This window comes from Cohnella terricola (genome assembly GCF_007786475.1).
Lineage (GTDB): Bacteria > Bacillota > Bacilli > Paenibacillales > Paenibacillaceae > Cohnella > Cohnella terricola.
This window is the reverse complement of the sequence record NZ_VNJJ01000005.1, coordinates 261,150-283,882: the sequence shown is the minus strand read 5'-3', so window position 1 is coordinate 283,882 and position 22,733 is coordinate 261,150. Positions and strand designations below refer to the sequence as shown.

General features: G+C 53.9%; 19 protein-coding genes. All 19 read right to left on the bottom strand.

Features of this window, described 5'->3' with window-relative positions:
- Positions 1–141: 141 nt before the first annotated feature.
- Positions 142–924 carry an RNA polymerase sporulation sigma factor SigG gene (gene sigG / locus FPZ45_RS11265; protein ID WP_144701301.1) on the bottom strand — a complete coding sequence of 261 codons (783 nt, stop codon included), beginning with the start codon at positions 922–924 and terminating at the stop codon, positions 142–144.
- 95 nt (positions 925–1,019) lie between these two features.
- Complete coding sequence (sigE, locus tag FPZ45_RS11260) at positions 1,020–1,742, bottom strand: RNA polymerase sporulation sigma factor SigE (protein WP_144701299.1); 723 nt, start codon at positions 1,740–1,742, stop codon at positions 1,020–1,022.
- Between the two features lie 16 nt (positions 1,743–1,758).
- Complete coding sequence (spoIIGA, locus tag FPZ45_RS11255; protein ID WP_144701297.1) at positions 1,759–2,721, bottom strand: sigma-E processing peptidase SpoIIGA; 963 nt, start codon at positions 2,719–2,721, stop codon at positions 1,759–1,761.
- A 166-nt stretch (positions 2,722–2,887) separates the two neighbouring features.
- Positions 2,888–4,021: a cell division protein FtsZ gene (ftsZ, locus tag FPZ45_RS11250; RefSeq protein WP_144701295.1), complete on the bottom strand. Its 1,134-nt coding sequence runs from the start codon at positions 4,019–4,021 to the stop codon at positions 2,888–2,890.
- A 55-nt stretch (positions 4,022–4,076) separates the two neighbouring features.
- Positions 4,077–5,333, bottom strand: coding sequence for a cell division protein FtsA (gene ftsA / locus FPZ45_RS11245; RefSeq protein WP_144701293.1), 1,257 nt, complete (start codon positions 5,331–5,333; stop codon positions 4,077–4,079).
- 223 nt (positions 5,334–5,556) lie between these two features.
- A complete protein-coding gene (locus tag FPZ45_RS11240) occupies positions 5,557–6,309 on the bottom strand; it encodes a cell division protein FtsQ/DivIB (protein WP_144701291.1) in 753 nt (250 codons plus the stop codon).
- Between the two features lie 93 nt (positions 6,310–6,402).
- Complete coding sequence (gene murA, locus FPZ45_RS11235) at positions 6,403–7,677, bottom strand: UDP-N-acetylglucosamine 1-carboxyvinyltransferase (protein ID WP_144701290.1); 1,275 nt, start codon at positions 7,675–7,677, stop codon at positions 6,403–6,405.
- Positions 7,678–7,693: 16 nt separating this feature from the next.
- On the bottom strand, positions 7,694–8,599 hold the full coding sequence (gene murB / locus FPZ45_RS11230; protein ID WP_144701288.1) for a UDP-N-acetylmuramate dehydrogenase: 906 nt from the start codon (positions 8,597–8,599) through the stop codon (positions 7,694–7,696).
- A 153-nt stretch (positions 8,600–8,752) separates the two neighbouring features.
- Entirely contained in the window at positions 8,753–9,862 is a 1,110-nt protein-coding gene (gene murG / locus FPZ45_RS11225; RefSeq protein WP_144701286.1) for an undecaprenyldiphospho-muramoylpentapeptide beta-N-acetylglucosaminyltransferase, read from the bottom strand.
- 6 nt (positions 9,863–9,868) lie between these two features.
- Positions 9,869–10,966, bottom strand: a complete 1,098-nt coding sequence (gene spoVE, locus FPZ45_RS11220) for a stage V sporulation protein E (RefSeq protein ID WP_144701284.1) — start codon at positions 10,964–10,966, stop codon at positions 9,869–9,871.
- A 45-nt stretch (positions 10,967–11,011) separates the two neighbouring features.
- Positions 11,012–12,445 (bottom strand): UDP-N-acetylmuramoyl-L-alanine--D-glutamate ligase, encoded by a 1,434-nt coding sequence (gene murD / locus FPZ45_RS11215; protein WP_144701282.1) that lies wholly within the window; start codon positions 12,443–12,445, stop codon positions 11,012–11,014.
- A 32-nt stretch (positions 12,446–12,477) separates the two neighbouring features.
- Positions 12,478–13,440: a phospho-N-acetylmuramoyl-pentapeptide-transferase gene (gene mraY / locus FPZ45_RS11210; RefSeq protein WP_144701280.1), complete on the bottom strand. Its 963-nt coding sequence runs from the start codon at positions 13,438–13,440 to the stop codon at positions 12,478–12,480.
- A 4-nt stretch (positions 13,441–13,444) separates the two neighbouring features.
- Entirely contained in the window at positions 13,445–14,851 is a 1,407-nt protein-coding gene (locus tag FPZ45_RS11205; protein ID WP_144701278.1) for a UDP-N-acetylmuramoyl-tripeptide--D-alanyl-D-alanine ligase, read from the bottom strand.
- Positions 14,848–16,335, bottom strand: a complete 1,488-nt coding sequence (locus FPZ45_RS11200; protein WP_144701276.1) for a UDP-N-acetylmuramoyl-L-alanyl-D-glutamate--2,6-diaminopimelate ligase — start codon at positions 16,333–16,335, stop codon at positions 14,848–14,850. The genes FPZ45_RS11205 and FPZ45_RS11200 overlap by 4 nt, the downstream gene beginning before the upstream one ends.
- 87 nt (positions 16,336–16,422) lie before the next feature.
- Entirely contained in the window at positions 16,423–18,351 is a 1,929-nt protein-coding gene (locus FPZ45_RS11195) for a stage V sporulation protein D (RefSeq protein WP_144701274.1), read from the bottom strand.
- Between the two features lie 88 nt (positions 18,352–18,439).
- Positions 18,440–20,698, bottom strand: coding sequence for a penicillin-binding transpeptidase domain-containing protein (locus FPZ45_RS11190; RefSeq protein ID WP_144701272.1), 2,259 nt, complete (start codon positions 20,696–20,698; stop codon positions 18,440–18,442).
- A 29-nt stretch (positions 20,699–20,727) separates the two neighbouring features.
- Positions 20,728–21,138: a cell division protein FtsL gene (ftsL, locus tag FPZ45_RS11185; protein WP_144701270.1), complete on the bottom strand. Its 411-nt coding sequence runs from the start codon at positions 21,136–21,138 to the stop codon at positions 20,728–20,730.
- 46 nt (positions 21,139–21,184) lie between these two features.
- Positions 21,185–22,144: a 16S rRNA (cytosine(1402)-N(4))-methyltransferase RsmH gene (gene rsmH / locus FPZ45_RS11180; protein WP_144701268.1), complete on the bottom strand. Its 960-nt coding sequence runs from the start codon at positions 22,142–22,144 to the stop codon at positions 21,185–21,187.
- Positions 22,145–22,218: 74 nt separating this feature from the next.
- The gene (gene mraZ, locus FPZ45_RS11175; protein WP_144701266.1) at positions 22,219–22,656 is read right to left on the bottom strand and encodes a division/cell wall cluster transcriptional repressor MraZ; all 438 of its coding nucleotides are present in this window, start codon (positions 22,654–22,656) and stop codon (positions 22,219–22,221) included.
- Positions 22,657–22,733 lie beyond the last annotated feature (77 nt).

Sequence of the window (22,733 nt, the reverse complement as noted above, 5' to 3'; positions counted from 1 at the left end):
TATTGGCGACAAAACCTAAGGCCATCCAAATCGTTCTTCTGATCGACGGGGATAATGGCGATAGCGGATAGAATTCCTGATAAACCGAGGAAAATAAGAAAGAGGATGCCACTCGAGCACATCCTCTTGTTACGCTAGTCATTAAGATTTAACGTGTTTCTGCATTTGCTGTATGGCGGACTTTTCTAGACGAGAGACTTGAGCTTGGGAAATGCCGATCTCATCGGCGACTTCCATTTGGGTTTTACCTTCGAAAAAACGCATGGACAAAATCATTTTTTCGCGATCGTTGAGCTTTCTCATCGCTTCTCGCAGAGCGATCTCTTCGATCCATTGGATGTCTTTGTTGCGCTCGTCGCTAATCTGGTCCATGACGAATATCGGATCGCCGCCGTCATGGTAGATCGGTTCGAACAAAGATACGGGATCCTGAATCGCGTCCAATGCGAAGACGATATCTTCTTTCGGAACATTCAGAACTTCCGATATTTCCAGAATCGTCGGTTCCCTGGAATGCTGGTTCGTTAATTGATCGCGGACTTGCAACGCTTTGTAGGCGATGTCCCGCAAGCTTCTAGATACGCGGATCGGGTTGTTGTCCCTCAGGTAGCGGCGAATTTCGCCGATGATCATCGGGACCGCGTAAGTCGAGAATCGTACATTTTGGCTCAAATCGAAATTATCGATGGCTTTCATCAATCCGATGCATCCGACCTGAAAAAGATCGTCGACGAATTCTCCGCGGTTATTGAACCGTTGGATGACGCTCAACACAAGTCGCAAATTGCCGTTGACTAGCTTTTCTCTGGCGGCAATCTCTCCTCGGGTTTGCAGAGCGAGAAATAACTCCCTCATTTCGGCATTGGTTAGGACGGGCAGCTTTGAGGTGTCCACTCCACAAATCTCCACTTTGTTACGGGTCAAGGCAATTCCTCCCGGGGAGCAGCATTAATGTAAAGTATCTCCGGGAAGGGGCTTTTTATTCCAGTGCGCAAGAACCCCGAATTTTCTCATAATTTCTAAACCATTTTATTAAATTCCTTGCGAAGCCGTTTTATAATCCGCTTTTCCAAGCGGGAAATATACGATTGGGAGATGCCTAACAGGTCCGCCACGTCCTTTTGCGTTTTTTCTTCCCCGTCGGCCAAACCGAAGCGGAGCTCCATTATCGTTCGTTCTCGCTCACTTAACTTATCCAAAGCTTTGTGCAGCAATTTGCGATCGACTTGCTCTTCGATATTCCGGTAGATCGTATCGTTCTCCGTCCCTAACACGTCGGATAACAGCAACTCGTTCCCGTCCCAATCGATGTTCAAGGGCTCGTCGAAAGAAACCTCTGTCCTTGTTTTGCTGTTTCGGCGCAAATACATCAAGATTTCATTTTCGATGCATCTGGACGCGTAGGTCGCCAGCTTGATTTTTTTCTCGGGATCGAATGTATTGACCGCCTTTATTAAGCCGATCGCCCCGATCGATACGAGATCTTCGATATGGATGCCCGTGTTTTCGAATTTACGGGCGATATAGACGACTAAGCGCAAATTCCGCTCGATTAGCATCGCCCGAATCGCCGCGTCTCCCGTCGATAACCTCTCCAACAAATATTCTTCTTCTTCCCTGGTGAGCGGAGGAGGCAGTGCTTCGCTTCCCCCGATGTAATACACTTCCTCGCTCTTCCAACCGAACCAGAACAACAGGCGATAAAGAGATAATTGCGACCTTAATTTCAAGTTTACGAACATTTCTGCTAGCCTCCTGTCACGCAGGTTGAGATGGAGCCGACGACTTAGGGTCGGCTTGAGCCATGTCGGGATGGACTATGGCGCGATAAGTTCCTTCGGATGATAAAGTGCCTCCATCTAAACCAATAAGCACCCGATTCGCTTGAATGGGGGGCTGATCTCCCCGGGATAACAGCACGATATCCGGTTTGACGGCCAGCATGAGACGACTTGCCCCGTTTACTGCACGATAGGGAACTAGTCTGAGACGACTTCCCCAGCTGTAGACTTCCGAATCGCGGGTATCCAGTTCGGTGATGAGCAAATCCGGGGATTCCGTTTGAAGCCTGTCGCTCCATCCGAGAGGGAGCTGATCCTTCCATACGGCGGCTTCCATAATCATGACGGGTATCCGGGTTAACGGTTCGTATAGGCGGTTTCCGGTATCCAGGAGGGCTTTCATCGTCCAGCTCCCCTCGCCTACTCTAACTTCGATATCCCAGAATAACTGCTCCAGCTCTTGACGTTTCCGGCCCGTTTCAGCGGTACTGCGAAATAACCATACGGACAACGCCAGAGCAACGATGAATAACCCAAGCTGCATTTGCCATTCCAGGATGACTCCACCATCCGCCGTATATGTCATCCCTTCCCAAGGAGATTGCGCAGAACGCATTAGAAAGGAAAGCCCAATGACACCGCCCAGCGTCGCAAAGTTAACGATGTAGAAAGCGCCGAAATTGCGAACGAATTGGAGCGGACCGCCATATCCGAAAGAAAGCAGCACCATTGCGAGCGAGATGAATACTTTGGCTCCGAATGAATAAAAGTAGGGAATATGAACCCAAAACATTACCGCCGCATAGAGAGCCCCGAGAAACGCGGCCGCAAACAAACGCGTCCGAGAAGGTCTCTTGCGACGTAGTTTGGCAGTCGTTAGAAGCACGGTTCCGTCAACTGCCAGATTGGTCAGAAAAACGAGATCAACATAAACGGTCATTGGGTTCCCATCCTTTTCCGCCCGAACCCAGTATAATCGCTTTCAAATCCGGTGTCTGTCTAATCTTGCCGACCCTCAAAACCTTTTTTTGTCGACGGAAACGACAAAAAAGCTCCAGTTCCGAATGATCGGAAACTGAAGCTTATCGCTGTATGAATCATAACTTTTAACGATCGCCGCGCGGACGGTTGCGAAGAAACGCAGGGATGTCCAGTTGATCGCTTGACACGTTTTGATTGCCGAAAGGACGCAGATTATTCGATTGACGCGCCTCGTTCTGGCTGCTAGCCGTTTCAGGCTGTGTTTGCGGGAGAGCCGAGGGAGCTGCCTGACGGCGGGAAGGTCCTTTGTGTTCGAACCCCGTTGCGATCACGGTAACTTTAATCTCGTCTTTCAAGTTATCATCGATAATGGCACCGAAGATCATGTTCACTTCCGGATCGGAAGCCGAAATGACGATCTCTGCCGCCTCGTTGACTTCGTACAAGCTCAGATTCGAGCCGCCCGTAATATTCATGATCACACCGCGCGCGCCTTCGATGGAAGTCTCGAGAAGCGGACTCATGATCGCTTTCCGAGCCGCTTCCATGGCACGGTTCTCGCCAGTGGCTTGTCCAATTCCCATCAAAGCGGAGCCGCGCTCGGACATGATCGTCTTAACGTCGGCAAAGTCCAGGTTAATAAGACCCGGAACCGCAATCAGGTCGGAAATACCCTGTACGGCTTGACGCAAAACGTTATCCGCTTCGCGGAATGCTTCCAGCATCGGCGTTTTTTTGTCGACAATCTCCAACAATCTATCATTCGGAATGACGATAAGCGTATCTACTTTTTCTTTTAAAGCTTCGATGCCGAGCTCCGCTTGCGTAGAACGCTTACGGCCTTCGAACGTGAACGGACGAGTAACGACGCCGACGGTCAACGCGCCGCATTCTTTGGCGAGTTCGGCGATTACCGGAGCTGCGCCTGTACCCGTACCGCCGCCCATTCCGGCAGTAACGAATACCATATCTGCCGATCGGAGTGAATTCGTAATGAATTCCCGAGACTCCTCGGCAGCCTTCTTTCCAACGTCTGGATTGGCACCCGCTCCAAGACCGCGGGTGAGCTTGTCCCCGATCTGCAGCTTTTGCTCGGACTTGGTAAGGTGCAAAGCTTGCGCGTCCGTATTCACGGTAACAAATTCGACGCCTTTGACGCCGTTCTCGATCATCCGATTTACAGCGTTGCTGCCGCCGCCACCGACCCCGATGACTTTGATTTTCGCAAGTGGTTCCATATCAAAATCAAACTCCAACATAATTTGCTAACTCCTCCTTGCTTCGCTTGAATGGTTCTCTCTAATAAGCGGCGGCTTAAATAAATTCCTTAAACATGTTTTTGAACCATTCAACAACGCCGGGCTTGGATGCCGTCGCCGTGCCGCTTGAGCTTGCGGCTGCCGCTTTCGACTTAGGAGCGCGCTTCGGCCCAGCCGAACGCGTTCGAACGTATTTGGTGACATATTGAATCATGCCTACGCCGCTGCTGAAAGAAGGATCTCTGACCCCGATATAATCCGGCACGGCAATTCTTACATTGGACTCCAGTTCAAATTGGGCCAGCGGAAGAACGCTTGGCAAAGAAACCGATCCGCCCGTTAATACGTAACCATTGATTTTGTCATGATAACCAAGACGTTTGACTTCTTGGCGAATCATTTGAAAAATCTCTTGCATGCGAGGCTCGATAATGTTGGCCAGATCAAGCTGCGAAAATTCCTTCTCCATATTGCTGCCGACGCGCATAACCTTGAACTTCTGGTCTTCGGCGGCATCGTCCGTACGGGCGCAGCCATATTTCAGCTTGATTTTTTCCGCATGTTCCGTCTGAGTCTTGAGTCCGTAACAAATATCGCTTGTCACGTAATCTCCGCCAATCGGCAAAGTCGATACGGCTGAAAGACTGCCTCCCTCAAAAACGGCAAGAGTCGTCGATCCTGCACCAATATCTGCAAGAACGGTACCCATTTGTTTCTCGTCTTTCGTTAATGCCATCATACCAGAAGCGAGAGACATCAAGATCAGACCGGATATTTTCAATCCTGCCTTCTCAACGCATCTCATCAGGTTATGTACTGCGGCTTTAGTTCCGGTAATGATTGTGCATTCGACTTCCAAACGGACGCCGATCATGCCTCGCGGATCCTGTATGCCCGAAAGTCCGTCAACTAAAAACTGCTTGGGAACGAGTCCGATAATTTCCCGTTCGGGCGGTAATGCAACCACTTTAGCAGCTTGCAGTACACGTTCGATATCTTCTTCGCCAATTTCCCTGTCTTCATTGGAGACGGCAACGACACCGTGATTGCTCTGCAAAGCGATATGATTGCCGGATATCCCGACGTAAACTTCGCTGATTCCGATACCGACCATGCGCTCGGCATGATCGACGGCATTGCGAATGGACTGCACGGTTTGGTCAATATCGACAATGGCGCCTTTGCGGATTCCATCGGAATCGGCTGATCCTACGCCAATGATGTTAATGGCCCCGTTGCTGATTTCCCCGATAATCACCCGGATTTTCGACGTTCCGATATCCAGGCTGACAATGAGGTCATTGTTGCTCAACCGGTGGCACCTCCCGTAGATCGATGAAAATAGCTGCGTACTAGGGATGCTTCGTCTATATATTCCACATCCGCGAGGTTTTCCCTCTTTTTTCAACAATATTTTTGTTTGCTCGCAGGGATAATCTATATCTCATCTAAAGAATTATCCAATTCACCCGTAAATAAAATTCTAGCATTATTTTCGCCTATTGAGTAGAGTCCTTTTCCTTATGTTTATCGGCTTACTCCGCTTCATCTGTAACATTTTCCGCCGAATAGGGCAAATAAGTGTCCGCTTCCAACATAATTATCTTTCCGGGCTCCCGATTTTGCACGATATCGCTAAGATAGGCGATCTTATCTTTCAATAGTCCAATTGTCGTGGTCACTTCGAATCTCGAGCGGGTATAAAGCTTGATCCGATCGGGGTATGAGGTCGAAGGATCGGGCTGAATCTCCGACAAATCCGCCATCAAATAACCGGGCAATCCGCTTAATACGCGACAGAGAGAAGCCAAGTTGCCATCCGCCGGCTTCCATCCCGAAAGGATGGGCTTGTCCAACAGCTTGCCCTCCGGCATTGTCAACATCAAGCCATTGGAAAGTATCGCCGACATTTTGCCGTCGGAGGCGAGTTGAATGGCGACTTGAGGATATTCTTTAATCTCCACGCGAAGAACGCCAGGAAATTTTTTGATTATCCGTACGCTCTCGATCGGTTTCACGGCATCCAATCTGCTCTTGAGCTTTCCGATGCTCGGATAAAAGAAAGAATCTCCGGACGAAATCCCAAGCGCCTGCTCGACTTCCTCCCGACTCGCGAATTCTTGTCCCGTAATTTGAATTTCAGAAATTTTCGACAATGGGGAACGAAAGAACAACACGACCAGAACGATAACGGCCAGAGCAATGACAAGCCTCAGCAATTTCTTCCCGCGGCGAGTCCGCGGAACTTCCGCCTCTTTCTTCAGCGCGGGAATTCTATCATTCAACATCCGTCACCCCTTCGCGGGTTAAGCTTGTCTCCGGCATTGCCCATAAAAATCCCCGCGGCGGAAGAAAGCTTCTGCGGCGGGGAACCGTCACCGTTAGCTGTAAACCTTGCTCTTGTTAACTTCGCGCGTAATGTTGCCGCCGATCCGGCGGAACATCTCTTCGATTCGATCATAACCGCGGTCGATGTGATGAATCTGCTCGACGACGGTACGGCCTTGGGCCGCCAACCCCGCAATCACAAGTGCCGCGCCTGCACGCAAGTCCGTTGCCTCTACGGTCGCACCGTATAGCTGAGGGACCCCTCGAATAAAAGCATTGTTTAGATCGACGCGAATGTCGGCGCCCATGCGGCATAGTTCATCCACATGCTTAAACCTGCCTTCGAATACCGTTTCCTTCAACACGCTTACCCCGTCCGCCAAAGCCAGCAGCGTCATGACTTGAGCTTGAAGGTCGGTCGGAAATGCCGGATAAGGCGACGTGACGATCCGGTCAACGGCCAAAGGACGTTTAAATGCGCCGACTCTCATTATATCATTTCCAGCCTCGATTTGAACACCTGCGCGGCGGAGCACATGGATGAGAGAAGTCAATTGGCTCGGCTTCGTATTCTCCAACGTGACTTCGCCGCGAGTAGCGGCGGCGGCGACCATAACCGTGCCGGTTACGATCCGATCGGGAATGACTTCGAAATCGCAGCCGTATAAAGATTCGACTCCGTCGATCATGATCGTGTCCGTTCCCGCGCCTTCCACACGTGCGCCCATTTGATTCAGAAATTGCTGCAAATCTTGAATTTCAGGTTCTCTGGCGGCCCCGATAATCGCGGTCCGGCCTTGGGCCAGAACGGCTGCCATCATGATGTTCTCGGTTGCGCCTACGCTGGGAAAATCCAAGCTGATTTCGGCGCCCTGCAGACGCCGGGCAGAACAGACGATTCTACTGCCCTTCTCTTCGATCTTCGCTCCCAGCGCCGCCAAACCTCGCAAATGCAAGTCGATCTTTCTTTCGCCGATCGCGCAGCCCCCGGGCTGATAGAGCTGGGCTTCTCCGAATCTCGCGAGAAGCGGACCCATCAGAAATACCGAGGAACGCATCTTGCGCATCAGCGTCTCCGGAATGTGAGAAGATGTTGCGACCGCCGTTTCGACTGTCACCACCGTATCCTGATGCTGGGCTTTACACCCCAGATCTCGCAGAATGTCCAGCATGACCTCGATATCGAGCAATCTGGGCACGTTACGGATCTTCACTTCTCCTTCCGCGAGCAAGCTGGCGGCCAAAATCGGCAAAGCGGCATTTTTGGCTCCATGGATACGGATGGTGCCCGAAAGCGGATGTCCGCCTTCAATCACCAAATTGTCCAAGGGTTTCACCTCCGGGTTACCGCTCACCCATCAAGAGAACCTCCGTTACAAGCGATATTCCATAGGTTTGTTCGATGATTTGTTGGACTTTTCCGATGAGGGTGAGGACGTCCTCAGCCTTGGCACCGCCGTGGTTCACGATAAAGTTGGCGTGTAATTGGGAAACTTCTGCGGCTCCTTGGCGCAAGCCTTTTAATCCGGCCGCTTCGATCAGCCTTGCGGCATGATCGTTCGGCGGATTGCGAAATACGCTGCCTGCGCAGGCCATCTGCAGCGGCTGGGTGCGGCGCCGGCGATCTTTGTACGTCGCCATGGCGGCCGCGATCTCCTTGCGGTCACCCATTGCCAATTGAAGTTCCGCACGGGTAATAATCCCTCGGCGCTCTTGCAGGATGGAATGGCGATAGGAGAATTTCATCTCCTCGTTTCCGAGCACTGCCCGACTTCCGTCTTCCCAAACGATGCTTGCTGACTTTAGGATGCGTGAAATGTCGGAACCGTGAGCGCCGGCGTTCATGTATACGGCTCCGCCGACCGTTCCGGGAATACCTCCCGCGTATTCCAGTCCGGTCAGCCCTTCCTTGCCGGCCATGACCGACAGCTTGATGAACGAATACGATGCTCCCGCCGTCACCGTCTCGCCATCAAAGCATAAGTCGTCAAAACCATCTCCGAGTTTAATGACGGCACCCCGAACCCCTTTATCGGACACGAGAGTATTGGATCCGCGTCCAAGAACGCACCATGAGACGCCATCGCGTGACAATAGCCGCAAGGCTGTTTCGAGCTCCTCCTCGGTAGCCGGGATAATCAATAAATCCGCGGGTCCGCCGATTTTCCAAGTCGTATGCCCAGCGAGCGGTTCATTCAACCGCACTTCGCCGATTCCCGCTTGCGTTAGCTCAGCGACCAACTGATCCATGGCGTTAATCCTCCTTACATGTCCTTCAGGGCTTCGGGTCTCCGTCGTCGCCTTGGCGCTCAAGTCCGACAGTCACGATCACGCTGTATCTTATGACGGCTGGGGAGGTGTTGTGACAAACGCCCATTTTCCTGGCTCCTGAAGGACGATCCATTATCTTTTTTGTTGCAATCGCACGATTTGTTCGTATACTAGCGACGCGGATTGCGGCATGCCCAGCCCTCGCGAAGCTTTGGACATCTCCGCCCGCCGCGTTTCGTCTCCCATAATCTCGCCAATGCGAGCAAACAGCAAATCTCCCGTCAGTTCGCGTTCCAGAATCATTTTCGCCGCACCGGCGTTGACCAGGCTTCTCGCATTTGCTTCCTGGTGATTATTCGTGACGTTCGGCGACGGAATCAAAATGGACGGAATGCCGAGCGAGGTAATCTCCGCAAGAAAAGAAGCGCCAGCGCGCCCGACGTACAGCGACGCCGCGGCTAGAACTTCCGGCATATTGCGAATATACGGAACAACCTTTACTCTGCTCGCGACGTCTAGCAAATCCTTGGAAATCGCCGCCTCGGTATCTTTATAAAATCTTTCTCCGGTGACGAATACAAGATGAACGCCGGGCAGTTTACGAAGCAAAGGAGCCGCCTGAACGAGCGCTTCGTTCAGCGCTTTTGCCCCTCCGCTTCCGCCGACGGCAAGCACGAAAGGCGTGCCCAGCTTCAAGCCTAACGATTCGTACCCGCTGTTACGGTTCGCCTGAAGCACTCTCGTAGCGCACGGATTGCCCGCGTAGACAACATTGGGGCATTTCGCGAAATGCGCCGCGGACTCAGGGAAGCTGACCGCGACGCCGTCCACGTACCGGCTTAGAAACTTGTTCGTCAGTCCAGGTAGAACGTTCTGTTCGTGAATAAGCGTAGGAATGCCAAGCCGCGAAGCGGCATATACGACGGGACCACAGACATACCCGCCGGTTCCGACGACAATGTCGGGCTTGAACGATTTCAGCAATTGCTTTGAACGCCGAACGCCTTGGACGAAACGCATGACCGTCCGTACGTTCTCCCAGGAGAGCGAGCGCCGAAAACCCGTAATCGTAATATCTTCGAACGCAATGCCCTGCTCCGGCACGATCCGACTTTCCAGCCCGCGAGTCGTCCCAATGTACAGCAGCGACGAACCCGGTTGTTTATCCGCGATTTCGCGGCCGATGGCCAGCGCGGGGTAAATATGCCCCCCTGTGCCTCCTCCGGTCAAAACGACACGCATCAAATTTCACCTCGAATAACGTGATAAGTTAAGTAATATGCCGAGCGCCGTCAGCAATAACGTAAGCGACGAACCGCCGTAGCTTACAAGCGGCAACGTTACCCCCGTAATCGGCAATAAGCCGATGACGACGCCGATGTTGATCAACACCTGGACGGCGAAAATGCCGACGATGCCCGTGGCCAGCAGGCTGCCGAACGGATCGGTCAGCGTAATCGCGGTTCTCATGCCTCGCCAAATCAGCAGCAAAAACAAAAGAATGAGCAAACTGCCGCCGATAAAACCAAGTTCCTCGGCCAGAATGGAAAATATAAAATCCGTTTGCGGCTCAGGTAAATAATTATATTTTTGGCGGCTCATTCCGAGTCCAAGGCCGACCAGCCCTCCGGGGCCGATCGCGTAGAGCGATTGAATCGATTGATATCCTGCGCCCTGCGGATCTTGCCAAGGATCGAGGAAGGCCGTAATTCTCTGTAATCGGTATGGTGCGGCGGCGATCAATCCTACCAAGCCCACGACGCCGACCATCGCCAGGCCCGCAAGATGAGAGATTCGAGCGCCGGCTACGTAGATCGCAAGCAAGGAAGCGCCAATCATGACGGTTCCCGTTCCCAAGTCCGGCTGCAGCATGATGAGAGCGAATGCCGCACCCAGTATGCCCAGCGGGGGAAGCAGTCCCTTCGTAAAATCGGTAATCCGGTTTTGCCGCTCCGAGAGCAGCTTGGCGACGAACAATATCATCGCGAGCTTCATGAATTCTGACGGCTGAATGCCAAAGGAACCGATGCCGAGCCAGCTTCTGGCTCCGCCCCTCACGACGCCGAGCCCGGGTACGAGCACGATGACGAGCAGGCCGAAACATACGAGAAGCGCGGGCACCGCCCATTTCCGCCAAAATGTATAATCCACGTTCATCGTAACGAACATGGCAGCAATTCCGAGTACGGCGAACAGCAATTGTCTTTTCACGTAGTAGAACGAATCTCCGTAATCGTGAAAAGCCGCTACGGCGCTGGCGCTGTATACCATCACCAGACCTATGGCCAATATGCCTAACGTAGCGGAGATCATCCAAACATCGGGAACGGAGCGGGTTTTGGCCATGAACCGGACACCTCGCGGTTTGCAAGAGTGGGGACGAGCCCCCTCTTACAGCGTATGCGCCGATTGCTTAAAAATGCGACCCCTTGCCTCGTAGGATGGGAACATGTCCCAGCTTGCGCACGCGGGCGAGAGAAGTACAATGTCTCCCGGCTCCGCCATGGCGGCGGCTTCCAACACGGCTTGGCGGAGCGTCTGTTCGGCGTCCTCTACAGGTTCGACGATTTTCACCCGCGATAAACCGGAAAGCGACGCAACGCGGCCGAGCTTCTCTCTCGTCTCTCCGATGGCGGCCAGGCCTTTCAGCCGATCGCGGAAGACGGGCAGCAATTCCATATAATCGGACCCTCTGTCGAGTCCACCGGCGATCAGAATGAGCGGCGACGGCAGCGACAGGATCGACATCGTCGTCGCCATCGGATTGGTTGCCTTGGAATCATTGTAGAACTTCACGCCGCCGAATGTACCGACGTATTCCAGGCGATGCTCGACTCCGCGGAACTCCCGCAGCGGCTCCGCAAGACGCTGCGGATCCGCCCCGGCAGATAGCGCGATCGCGATCGCGGCAAGCGCGTTTGCCGCGTTATGGCGTCCGGGGATGCCGAGCTCGTCGACGCGCAAGATTCGACGTAACGCGCCGCCCGGTTCACGGCTAACGATCCAACGCTCCAGTTCCGCCTCATCGTCGGCGGGGCGGATGTCGGCGTACGGCGGATCGATCATAATGCCGACGTCTAGCGTCTGCGTGACGGAAAAAGGAAATTTCCGTCCTTTGAACGATTGCGCCAAACGGCGGCAAGTTTCGTCATCCTCATTGTAGATGGCGATGTCGTCTTGCGTTTGATTCTTGAACAACTTCGCCTTCGAACCGACATAATCCTCCATCGACCCGTGATAATCCAGATGCGTCTCGGCTACGTTGAGTAGGCAAGCGATGCGTGGACGGAAATCTGACGTCCCTTTCAACTGGAAGCTGCTGAGCTCAGCGACAAGCCAGCCGTCCTCCTCCACTTCCAAGGAAGCTTCGCTAAGCGGACGGCCGATGTTGCCGGCCACGAGCGGCTTAAGATCTGCCGCTTCAAGAAGAACTCCGGTAAGCGTCGTCGTAGTCGTCTTGCCGTTAGAACCGGTAATGCCGATGAGCGGCGCGGGAGACAGGTGTCCCGCGATCTCGACTTCACTAACCACTTCCACCCCAAGCCGGAGCGCTTCGATGATCGGAGGCGCCGTGTAGGGAATGCCCGGATTTTTGACGAGCAGCGCCGTATCCTTCGTCACGAGCCCGTCAGGATGGTGCCCGCACACAACAGAAATGCCCAAAGCCGTCAATTCGTCGGCTTCGGGGCATTGATCCCGCTCTTTTTTGTCGTTGACGACGACGTCGGCTCCGACGTTGTGGAACAATTTCGCGGCGGCTACGCCGCTTCTCGCCAAACCGAGAACGACGACATGACGTCCCCGGTAGGATGTAAGCTGCATCATCTTTGCATTTGCCCCTTTAAGCGAACCTTAACTTAACTTGACTTAAACAACCATAATCCGACTCCCGCAAGCAGCAGCCCGACGAACCAGAAAGTCGTCACCACGCGCCACTCCGACCAGCCGGAAAGCTCGAAGTGATGATGAATCGGACTCATTTTGAACACCCGTTTGCCCCTTGTCTTAAACGAGGCGACCTGAATGATGACGGAGAGCATCTCGAGTACGAATACGCCCCCGATGACGATAAGAAGCAGTTCCGTCTTGGTCAGTATTGCAACGGCGGCAATGCCTCCGCCAAGCCCAAGAGAGCCGGTATCTCCCATGAAAATTCTTGCTGGGTGAGCGTTGTAGACGAGAAAACCAAGCACCGCGCCGACGACCGCCGCGCTGAATACCGCGGCTTGAGGCTGTGTCGCTTCCACCGCGACGACGGCGAACGCGCCGAACGCCAAAGCGCTTGTCCCGGCAAGCAAGCCGTCAAGGCCGTCGGTAAAGTTGACAGCGTTCGTGGAGCCCAGGAACATGACGACGACCAGCGCATAATACGCCCACCCTAGGTCGACCGACCAGTCCGTGCCCGGAACGCCTATGCTCGTACTATGATTCATCGTGTATAAAATATAACAGAAAATGACGGCAAACAGCAGTTGTCCAAACAATTTCTGTTTGGCCGTTAGTCCGAGCGAACGTTTAAACACGATTTTAATATAATCGTCCAAAAACCCGACGAGACCGAATCCTAAGCAAGCAGTTAAGAGCGCCCAGTATTCCGGTCCGCGATCCGCGAATCGCAAGAACGCGAGAGTTAACGCCGCCAAAATGATAATCCCGCCCATTGTCGGCGTGCCGGACTTCTTTAAGTGAGACTCGGGACCGTCTACACGGACCTGCTGTCCGAATTTTAACCTGCGAAGAAGCGGAATAAACAGGGGACCGAATAAAACCGCAAGTACGAAAGAAACGCCTAAAGTCCAAAAAACCGATGTATAGTCCATTCCGTCACCCTCTGCCTCCTCTCTGCAACATCGTAACGACATCTTCCATTTTCATGCCCCGGGATGCTTTGACCAGCACCAGATCGTCCGGAGCTAGATCTTCGAGCAATGCGTCGGCTAGCTCAATCTTATTCTCGAAATGGCGAACCCATCCGTCCGCGTACTTCGGTTTGGCTTCTTCGAACGTCCGTTTCGACAACGGCCCGTAAACATAAACGCGATCGGCCTTCGAGTTGTCCAAATAGCGGCCGATCTCCCCATGCATCGCCAATTCGTCATCGCCTAGATCCAGCATGTCTCCGAGCACGACCCACTTGCGCCGATAACCCGAAAGTTCCCCAACCAAGTCGATAGCGGCTTTGACCGAAGTCGGGCTTGCATTGTACGCGTCGTTCAAGACGACCGCTCCGACCTTCGCGTTGCTGCGTTCGATCCGCATGCCTGTCAGCTTGGCGAGTCGAAGTCCTTCGCCGATCTCGTCAGGCGATAGCCCGAACAATCCGCCGATCGCGACGGCGGCCAAAGCGTTCACCCCGTTATGCCTGCCGGGAATCGGAAGTTCGTACGTCGTTTCCGTGTCCCCGGCGACTGTAAATCGCGTGCCATCGGTCGTAACCTGAATATTTCGTGCGATCCAATCGTTGTCCGCGTTCTCGCCGAAGGTGACCAGCTTGATCTCTTTGCCGGCCAAGGCGCCAGGCAGTTCTTCCCCGATGAGCGGCTCGTCGCCGAAGTATACGAGCGTCCCGCCGGACTTGAGCCCCTCTGTGATTTCCAGCTTTGCTTTCGCGATGTTCCTTCGCGAACCGAGCTGTCGAAGGTGGGACTCCCCGATATTCGTAATGACCGCTGCGTCGGGCCGCGCCATGCCGGATAACAGGGAAATCTCCCCGAAGCCGCTCATCCCCATCTCGAGCACGAGCGCTTCCGTATCCACGGGCGCGCCAAGCACGGTTAACGGTAAACCGATGTGGTTATTGTAGTTTCCCTCAGTTTTATGTACAAGATATCTTGTCGCCAGCACGGAGGAAATCAAATCCTTGGTCGTCGTTTTGCCGTTGCTTCCCGTAATCGCGATGACTTTCGCGGTTAACCGCTTGTTCAAATACGCGGCGGCCAGCTTCTGAAGCGCGGCTAGCGTGTCTTCGACCAGAATCAAAGGCATGCCGACGTCCGGTAACGGAATCGCCCTGTCCCACAGCGCCGCCGAAGCCCCCGCTTCTTTGGCTGCTTCAATATATTCATGACCGTCGAACCGCTCGCCTCTCAGAGGAACGAACAATTGTCCCGGTCGAATATGTCTCGTGTCCGTCGAAACGCCGATCAACCGCAAGCTCTCGTCTCCGGATAAACCGCCGATTCGTTCCGCGCCGCTCCATTCCGCTACTTCGCGTACCGTTGCCTGCATCACTGGTTTCGACTCCTTATCGCTTCTTTCGCTACGAGACGATCATCGAAATCATGCGTAACGTTTCCGATGATCTGATACGCCTCATGGCCTTTCCCCGCAATCAATACTACATCGCCGGGGCTTGCCATTTCAACCGCTTTTTCTATCGCAGCGCGCCTATCGGGCTCTAGCTCATAGCGGTCTCTCGTAGCTCCCGCTTCCTTCAGACCGGCCTCGATATCGCGAATAATGAGTTCCGGATCTTCCGTGCGCGGATTATCGCTGGTGACGATGATCTTGTCGGCGAGATCGGACGCGATACGTCCCATGATCGGCCGTTTCGTCCGATCGCGATCGCCACCGCAGCCGAACACGCATATGACATTCCCCGTCGCGAGCTCCTTCACCGTATTCAGGACGTTCTCCAGTCCGTCCGGGGTATGGGCGTAATCGACGATGACGGCGAAATCTTGTCCCGCGTCGACTGGCTCTACACGCCCCGGCACGCCGCCGATTCGCTCCAAACTCGTAATCGCCTCGTCCAGTCCGATCCCTTCGCACAGAGCCGCCCCCAGAGCGGCCAGCGCGTTGTAGACGTTAAACTTGCCGACAAGCTTCAACTTCACTTGGCGGCTGCCGCGGAAGGATTCCAGCTTAAAGGATGTTCCTCCCGCCGCAATACGAACTTCGGATGCCTGAAGATCAGCCTTTTTCTCGATGCCGTAGGTCAGCACCTCTGCCGCCGTCATCTTGGCGAACCTGGCCGAAGCTTCGTCGTCCCCGTTAAGCACCGCGTAAGTCCGTTCCCGCGGGTCGTCGGAATACGTATTGCCGAGCCTGGAGAAAAACAATCCTTTGGCCGACTCGTAAGCTTCCATCGTCCCGTGATAGTCCAAATGGTCTTGCGTGAGATTGGTGAAGATCGCCGTGCGGAAGCTGCAGCCTTTGACCCTGCCTTGATCCAGCGCATGGGAAGAGACTTCCATCACGCAGCGCTCCGTCCCCGCCTCGACCATGTCATGCAAGATTTGCTGCAACTCCAGTACACCCGGCGTTGTCCCCGACATCGGCAAGCTCTCTCCCGCGTAACGGGTTTCGATCGTGCCGATCACCCCTGCGGCCACACCCGCGTCCGCCCAGATTCGTTCGATCAGATAGGTGGTCGTCGTCTTGCCGTTCGTTCCCGTAACCCCGATCGGCCGCAGTTTATGAGAAGGTCGGCCGTAATAGTAATCGGCGATCAGCGCAAGCGCCTGTCTTACGTCCGGCACGATGATCTGTGTCGCCGTGATCGGCAGCTCCCGCTCCGTGACTAACGCTGCGGCTCCTTTGGAGATCGCTTGCTCGGCGTAATCGTGACCGTCCGCCGCGTGCCCGGGCACGCAGAAGAACAAGCAGCCCGGCTCGACTTTGCGGGAGTCGACTGCCAGGCTTCCAATCTCCGCGGCGGAATCGCCAATCATCCGATAGAGCAGCAATTGTTGGGATAATTCATTTAACTTCATGTAAAACCGGCCTCCTGACGACCTGATATGCAGTGTACACTCATTATGTTCCAATGAATGTCCTCGTTCAAGGGGGAAAACCTAACTTTAGTCCGATGCGCCCAGATAGATGCGGATGACCGAACCCTGCTCGACCCTTGCCCCCGCTGCGGGTGCCTGTCGAACGATCGCATCCCCGCTACCAGAAGATGCCAGATGAAAGTTCGAGTTCATATCCTCGTAAATATCGGACACCGTCTTGCCGACGAGGTTCGGCACGGTTACGGTGCGAGGCTCGCCGCTGCCGAATTTATATTCTTTCTCCACCTGAACGCTCCGCGGCTTCACGCCCAAATACGGCAATGCATCCGCCATAATATTGCGAACGATCGGCGCGGCGACGACGCCGCCGAATTGAATGCCTTGGGGGTTGTCGACGGCAACGTAGACGATGAGCTGCGGATCGTCGGCCGGCGCGAAACCGATGAAGGAAACGATATGCTCGTTGCTGGAATAACGGCCATTCACGACTTTCTGGGCTGTCCCCGTCTTGCCTCCCACCCGGTAACCTTCAAGGAACGCTTTGCCCCCCGTCCCTTGCGCCACGACCTTCTCAAGTGCCTCTCTCACGGTTTTGGACGTTTCGGGAGAGATCACCTGCCGTACGACTTGCGGCTTCGTCTCCTCCAGAACGATCCCGGTCTCCGGCTGAATCCACGATTTGGACACGAACGGCTTATACAGCTTGCCCCCGTTGATCGCCGCGGACACCGCCGTAATCTGCTGGATCGGCGTGACCGACACGCCTTGGCCGAACGCGGTCGTGGCAAGTTCGACCGGACCGACCTGCTTCAGCTTGAATAGAATTCCGTTCTCTTCGCCTTTCAGATCGATTCCCGTCTTCTTACCGAAGCCGAAATTGTTGATATAGGAGAATAGCAAATCCTTGCCCAACCGATTGCCGAGCGTCACGAAACCCGGGTTGCAAGAGTTCTCCACGACCTCGAGGAACGTCTGGCTGCCATGGCCGCCTCTCTTCCAGCATCTCAGCTTCGCGCCGGCCACTTCGATAAATCCAGGGTCGTAGAAATGCTCGTGCTCGAGATTCACTTTACCTTCCTGGATCGCAGCAGCCAGCGTGATAATCTTAAAAGTGGAACCCGGCTCGTACGTCATCCATATCGGAAGATTGCGGTTGTATACCTGGGGCGATACTTCCTGGTACTTGTCCGGCTCGAACGAAGGCCGGCTGCCCATCGCATAAATCTCTCCGGTATTCGGATTCATCGCGATCGCGATGACGCTGTTCGCATGATACTGCAGCATCGTCTGATCGAGCTCTCGTTCGACGACCGATTGGATCGTCTGATCGAGGGTCAGCTGCAGCGACAAACCGTCTTGAGGAGGGATGTATTGATCGGCCGATTGCGGCATCTTCCTTCCCGCCGCGTCGGCCAAATAGGACACGCTGCCTCGCAGTCCCGTCAATCGCGCATCGTACTGAAGCTCCAATCCGGTCAAGCCCTGGTTGTAGCTTCCCGTAAAGCCAAGCACGTGCGCGGCCATATTCCCGTACGGGTAATAGCGTTTATTGTCTTCGGAAACAAAGATCCCGGGCAATGCCATGTTACGTATTTCCTGCGCCTTCTCCGTCGTCATTTTCCGGCCTCCGGGCTTGAGTTCCACGCTCGACACCTTTCTGGACATCAATGTAACCAATTGATCTTCCGACATCCCGAGCGGTCCGGACAGCTTTCTCGCCGTCCCCTGCTTATCTTTGACCTGCACCGGAATCGCATAGATCGTCGGAGAGCTGACGTTGTACGCCAGCCGAATGCCGTTGCGGTCGAGAATGTCGCCCCGCTTCGCTTCGAACGGAATGTTGCGTCTCCAGGAATCCTCCGCCTTCTTCGCGATCTCCCCGCCGATCATGAGTTGCACGTAACCAAGCCTTATAATCAAGGCCGCGAAGGCGATGACGGCAAACACCAAGACGATATAGAGCCGCTTGCGGACCGTCACCTGTGATATCTTCATAAAGAAAAAACCCCCTTTACCGGGAACGTCTGCATGGCTTTCGCCTAGTTTCAGACTATTCCAGGGACAAGTGGGTTAGAACAAGCCCTCACTCTTCCGAAGGGGGGTCCGTCTGCTTATCTGTAAGTTTCTCAGCATGCCCTTTCGGGGAGAGCGTTAATTGCAACGTCCATTTATCGTCTGTCTTGACGGCCTTCTGTCCGGTCACGTACCCTTCGCCCTCAACCGCGACGACAACTTGGAGCAACGAACACATCTCCAGCGCGTCCCGCAGTGACAAACCCGTCAGATCGGGAACATTGCCCGGCGTCGTATCCGTCAGCAAATAGATTCGCTGTGAAGGCGGCAATACACTGCCCCCTTTAGGGAGTTGCTGCAATACCTTATTGCCTTTGCCGAGCACTCCGATCTGGAAATTATTCTCCTTCAGCCGATCCCGCGCTTGCGTCACCGTCATTCCCGTCACGTCCGGCACTGAAGCCGTCAATTCGGCCTTTTTGCCAGGCGTTGACGGCGAACTCTTTGAGGGCGATTCCTCCTCCTTGCTCAGCTTCGGCTCGATGCCCAGGTGCTGCAGCGATTTGACCATAATATCTTTAAAGATCGGCCCGGCGACTTTACCGCCTCCGGCGTTGTCGATTTTGGGCTCGTCGACTACAACGTACAACACGACCTTTGGATGCTCTACCGGCGCGTACCCGATAAACGATACGACGTATTTGTTTTTGGCGTAACCGCCAGATTCGCCTCTTGAAACTTTCTGCGCCGTTCCCGTTTTGCCGGCAATCCGGTAACCGGGCGTATATGCGGCTTTCCCCGTTCCGATCGCTTGGTCGCTGACGACCGTTTCCAAATACTCACCGACTTTACGCGAGGTTTCCGGAGAGATGACCTGGCGAATGACATTCGGCTCCGTCACGATTTTCTCGCCGGTATTCGGATCGCTGATCGACTTGATGATATGCGGCTGAAGCAGCTTTCCTCCGTTTGCTACGGCCGCTACCGCGGTGACCTGCTGGATCGGCGTAACGAGTACTTTGCCCTGCCCGAACGTCGCCGTCGCAACTTCCGAAGGCCAATCCAGGCTGTAAGGCCTGGACACTTCGTTCGGCAGCTCTATACCGGTCTTCTGGCCGAAGCCGAAACCGTTAATATACTTGATTAAACGTTCTTTGCCCAACTTCTCGTAACCAAGCTTGACGAACGCTACGTTACTAGAATGTTTGAGCCCTTCCAAATACGTGATCATCCCGTTTTCGCCCCAACCGATGCCGTTGTTGTGGTCCTTGACCGGCTTATCTTTCGGGCTATATTTAATCATGCCCGACTTATAGTAGGCGTTCGGATCGAATAGCCCTTCTTCCACCGCGCCTGCTAACGTCACGATTTTAAAGGTCGAGCCGGGCTCGTATAACGATTGGATCGCATTGTCCCGGAAAACGGATTGATCCTTATAATCCCAGAAGGTGTTCGGATCGTAATCCGGCAGGCTAGCCATTCCAAGGATCTCCATCGTATCCGGATCAGCGGCGATCGCGGTAATACTGATCGGGTGATATTGCTCGTAGGCGGTTCTTAGCGCTTCTTCGATATAAAACTGAATATCCTGGTCGATTGTCAGCGTGACATTTTTGCCGTCCACCGCTTGTTTAAAATCGACGTCGCCGTTGGGCAACTGCGTCCTAGAACCGTCCTTCTGGTACTTAATATATCCGGGAGATCCGCTAAGTTCCTCATTTAGCTTTTTCTCCAACCCGAGGATCGCGATGCCGTCCTTGTCCTCGTAACCAAGAATATGCGAGGCGAGCGGTCCCTTCGGATAATAGCGCTTCTGTTCATTCATAAAATACAGTCCGACATCGTTCTTTCCCGTCAGTTTGCGCAGTTCCTCACGGAAATCCGACAGTCGGTCTTTAATTTCTTTATCGATCTTCCAGCCATCGGGCCGGATCTCTCTTTGATCCCGATACTCTCCGTTCTCTTTTTTCGAGGTGATCATTTCCCTAAGCTTGTCTTCCGGCGTGCCTAGCACGATATGCAGTTTGGAGACGATTTGGTCCGCAAACTTCCACTCCGGATGCTGCTCGTTATATTTGGCGATAAGCTTCGGATTAACCGCGACGGTATAAGCGAGAGCGTCGGCCGCCAACACTTTGCCGTTGCGGTCCAGCAACATCCCTCGCTCCTGGCGGATCGTCTCGCTCGCGCTCCATACTTTCATCGCGTTCTCCAAGAAAAAGGAGCCTTTATATACCTGAACCCAATATAAGCGGAAGATCAAACCGATAAAAAGGAGGGTAAACAACCCTCCCGCCAGCAACGTCCTCAGTTTAATTCTTTTCGTCATAACTAGGCCCTCTTCCCGTACCGATCCCGTTAACGCTGCTTCATCGCCATGGCGTTCCGATCATCTTTGGAAGCGACTATGCTATCGCCGGTAACGGGAACATAGCCGTTTTTCATCGCGATTTCTTTAATTCGGTTCGGATCGCTTAGGAGTTCGATTTCTTTCTGCAGCTCTTTCGACTGCTCGCTCACCTGATTGTATGTCTTGTTCGTCCCTTGCAAATTGACGTTAATCTGATAGATTTGCGCGTAACGATAAATGATGAGTCCCGCGACAAATACAATCAAGCCGATCGTGAATAAATAGATCAGCTTTTCCCCTATCGGAATCGAGCGGCGAAGCGTTACTTTGGTTTTGGCCACGCCAACATGAGCATTCGATTTAACCTGCTGTTCCTCTGTGCGCTCCGGACGAAGCGCCAAGTTACCGTAATAAGCCATATGTTCCTTGTGCCCCTCTCAGTTTGTTATGCAACGGTTGAACTTATCATTTACCGAGCTTTTCCGCTATTCTCAGCTTGGAAGAACGCGCTCTCGGATTTATCTCCAATTCCTGTTCGGAAGGTACGATCGGTTTGCGGGGCGTCAGTCTCAAACGTCCGTCTCCGCCTCCGCACACGCATACCGGAAAATCCGGCGGACAACTGCAACTCGCCACTTCTTTGGCGAACGTCGTCTTGCAAATCCGATCTTCCAGCGAATGAAACGTAATAACCGCCACGCGGCCGCCGGGAAGCAAACAATCGATCGCCTGTTCTAGCGCCTCTTGGAACGCGCCGAGCTCATCGTTCACCGCGATGCGCAGCGCCTGGAATGAACGCTTCGCCGGGTGCGGCCCGGTGCGGCGAGTCGCCGCCGGGATCGAGGATTTGACGATCTCGGCGAGTTGTCCCGTCGTTTCGATCGGCGCTTTCTCTCTCGCCTTCACGATATTCGCCGCGATCTTGCGGGCGAACTTCTCTTCTCCGTAATCCCGAAGAATGTCCGCGATCGTCCGCTCTTCCCATTCGTTGACGATTTCCTTCGCCGTAAGGGATTCGTCGCGGTCCATCCGCATGTCCAATTCGGCGTTGTGGTTATAGCTGAAGCCGCGATCGGCCTCGTCCAACTGCGGGCTCGACACGCCGAGGTCGAACAATATTCCGTCGACTCGCGGCACGCCGTCCGTTTCCGGAACCGCTGCGCTTCTCAGCGCCGCTTTCAAATGCCTGAAGTTGCTTTTCACTAGCGTCACGATATCTCCGTAAGCGGCCAATTTCACGCGCGCGTTGGCGAGCGCGGTTTCGTCCTGATCAAGCGCGATCAGCCTGCCTTTCGGACCGAGCTGGGATGCGATCAATTCGCTATGCCCCGCTCCGCCCAATGTGCAATCGACGTAAATTCCGTCTGGACGAATATTCAAACCGTCTACGGACTCTTTTTTTAATACAGTAACGTGGTGAAACATTTTTGCAGCCTCCCGGCACCCGATTGCGGGTCCGTCTTTCTTGTGTATGTATGGTTATTGATGTTGTAAACAGATCAGAAATTAAAATCGAAATCGACCAGTTTCTCTGCGATCTCGTTAAAAGATTCGGCGGATTGCCGGGAGTATTCTTCCCATGTCGCCTTATCCCAAATCTCCACGCGGCTGGAAACGCCGATTACGGTGCAATCCTTGTCCAGCTTCGCGTATTCGCGCAAGTGGTTTGGTACGTTTACCCTGCCCTGTTTGTCCCATTCGCATTCGGACGCGCCCGAGAAGAGGAGCCGCGAGAAAGCTCTCGCGTTCGCCGCCATGGAGGGCAGCGTCTTGATCTTCTGTTCGAGATGAGCCCATTCTTCGCGGGGATAGACGAACAAGCAGTTGTCCAATCCGCGGGTGATAATAAAGTCGGTGCCAAGAGCTTCGCGGAATTTCGCCGGGATAATAATGCGTCCCTTATCGTCGATCGTATGCTGAAATTCCCCTAAAAACATAAGCTCCCCACACCTCCCCCAACATCCACCACTTTCCCCCACTTTAAACCACTTATGATGATTATTCGTGACATAAA

Excerpts from the sequence above, each read along its gene's own strand:
- murB (WP_144701288.1), bottom strand. The coding sequence starts at position 8,599 with ATGGATCAGTTGGTCGCTGAGCTAACGCAAGCGGGAATCGGCGAAGTG.
- ftsZ (WP_144701295.1), bottom strand. The coding sequence starts at position 4,021 with ATGTTGGAGTTTGATTTTGATATGGAACCACTTGCGAAAATCAAAGTC.
- sigE (WP_144701299.1), bottom strand. The coding sequence starts at position 1,742 with ATGTTCGTAAACTTGAAATTAAGGTCGCAATTATCTCTTTATCGCCTG.
- ftsL (WP_144701270.1), bottom strand. The coding sequence starts at position 21,138 with ATGGCTTATTACGGTAACTTGGCGCTTCGTCCGGAGCGCACAGAGGAA.
- FPZ45_RS11195 (WP_144701274.1), bottom strand. The coding sequence starts at position 18,351 with ATGAAGATATCACAGGTGACGGTCCGCAAGCGGCTCTATATCGTCTTG.
- murG (WP_144701286.1), bottom strand. The coding sequence starts at position 9,862 with ATGCGTGTCGTTTTGACCGGAGGAGGCACAGGGGGGCATATTTACCCC.
- FPZ45_RS11190 (WP_144701272.1), bottom strand. The coding sequence starts at position 20,698 with ATGACGAAAAGAATTAAACTGAGGACGTTGCTGGCGGGAGGGTTGTTT.
- rsmH (WP_144701268.1), bottom strand. The coding sequence starts at position 22,144 with ATGTTTCACCACGTTACTGTATTAAAAAAAGAGTCCGTAGACGGTTTG.
- mraZ (WP_144701266.1), bottom strand. The coding sequence starts at position 22,656 with ATGTTTTTAGGGGAATTTCAGCATACGATCGACGATAAGGGACGCATT.
- mraY (WP_144701280.1), bottom strand. The coding sequence starts at position 13,440 with ATGGACTATACATCGGTTTTTTGGACTTTAGGCGTTTCTTTCGTACTT.
- spoVE (WP_144701284.1), bottom strand. The coding sequence starts at position 10,966 with ATGGCCAAAACCCGCTCCGTTCCCGATGTTTGGATGATCTCCGCTACG.
- FPZ45_RS11200 (WP_144701276.1), bottom strand. The coding sequence starts at position 16,335 with ATGAAGTTAAATGAATTATCCCAACAATTGCTGCTCTATCGGATGATT.
- spoIIGA (WP_144701297.1), bottom strand. The coding sequence starts at position 2,721 with ATGACCGTTTATGTTGATCTCGTTTTTCTGACCAATCTGGCAGTTGAC.
- murD (WP_144701282.1), bottom strand. The coding sequence starts at position 12,445 with ATGATGCAGCTTACATCCTACCGGGGACGTCATGTCGTCGTTCTCGGT.
- FPZ45_RS11240 (WP_144701291.1), bottom strand. The coding sequence starts at position 6,309 with ATGTTGAATGATAGAATTCCCGCGCTGAAGAAAGAGGCGGAAGTTCCG.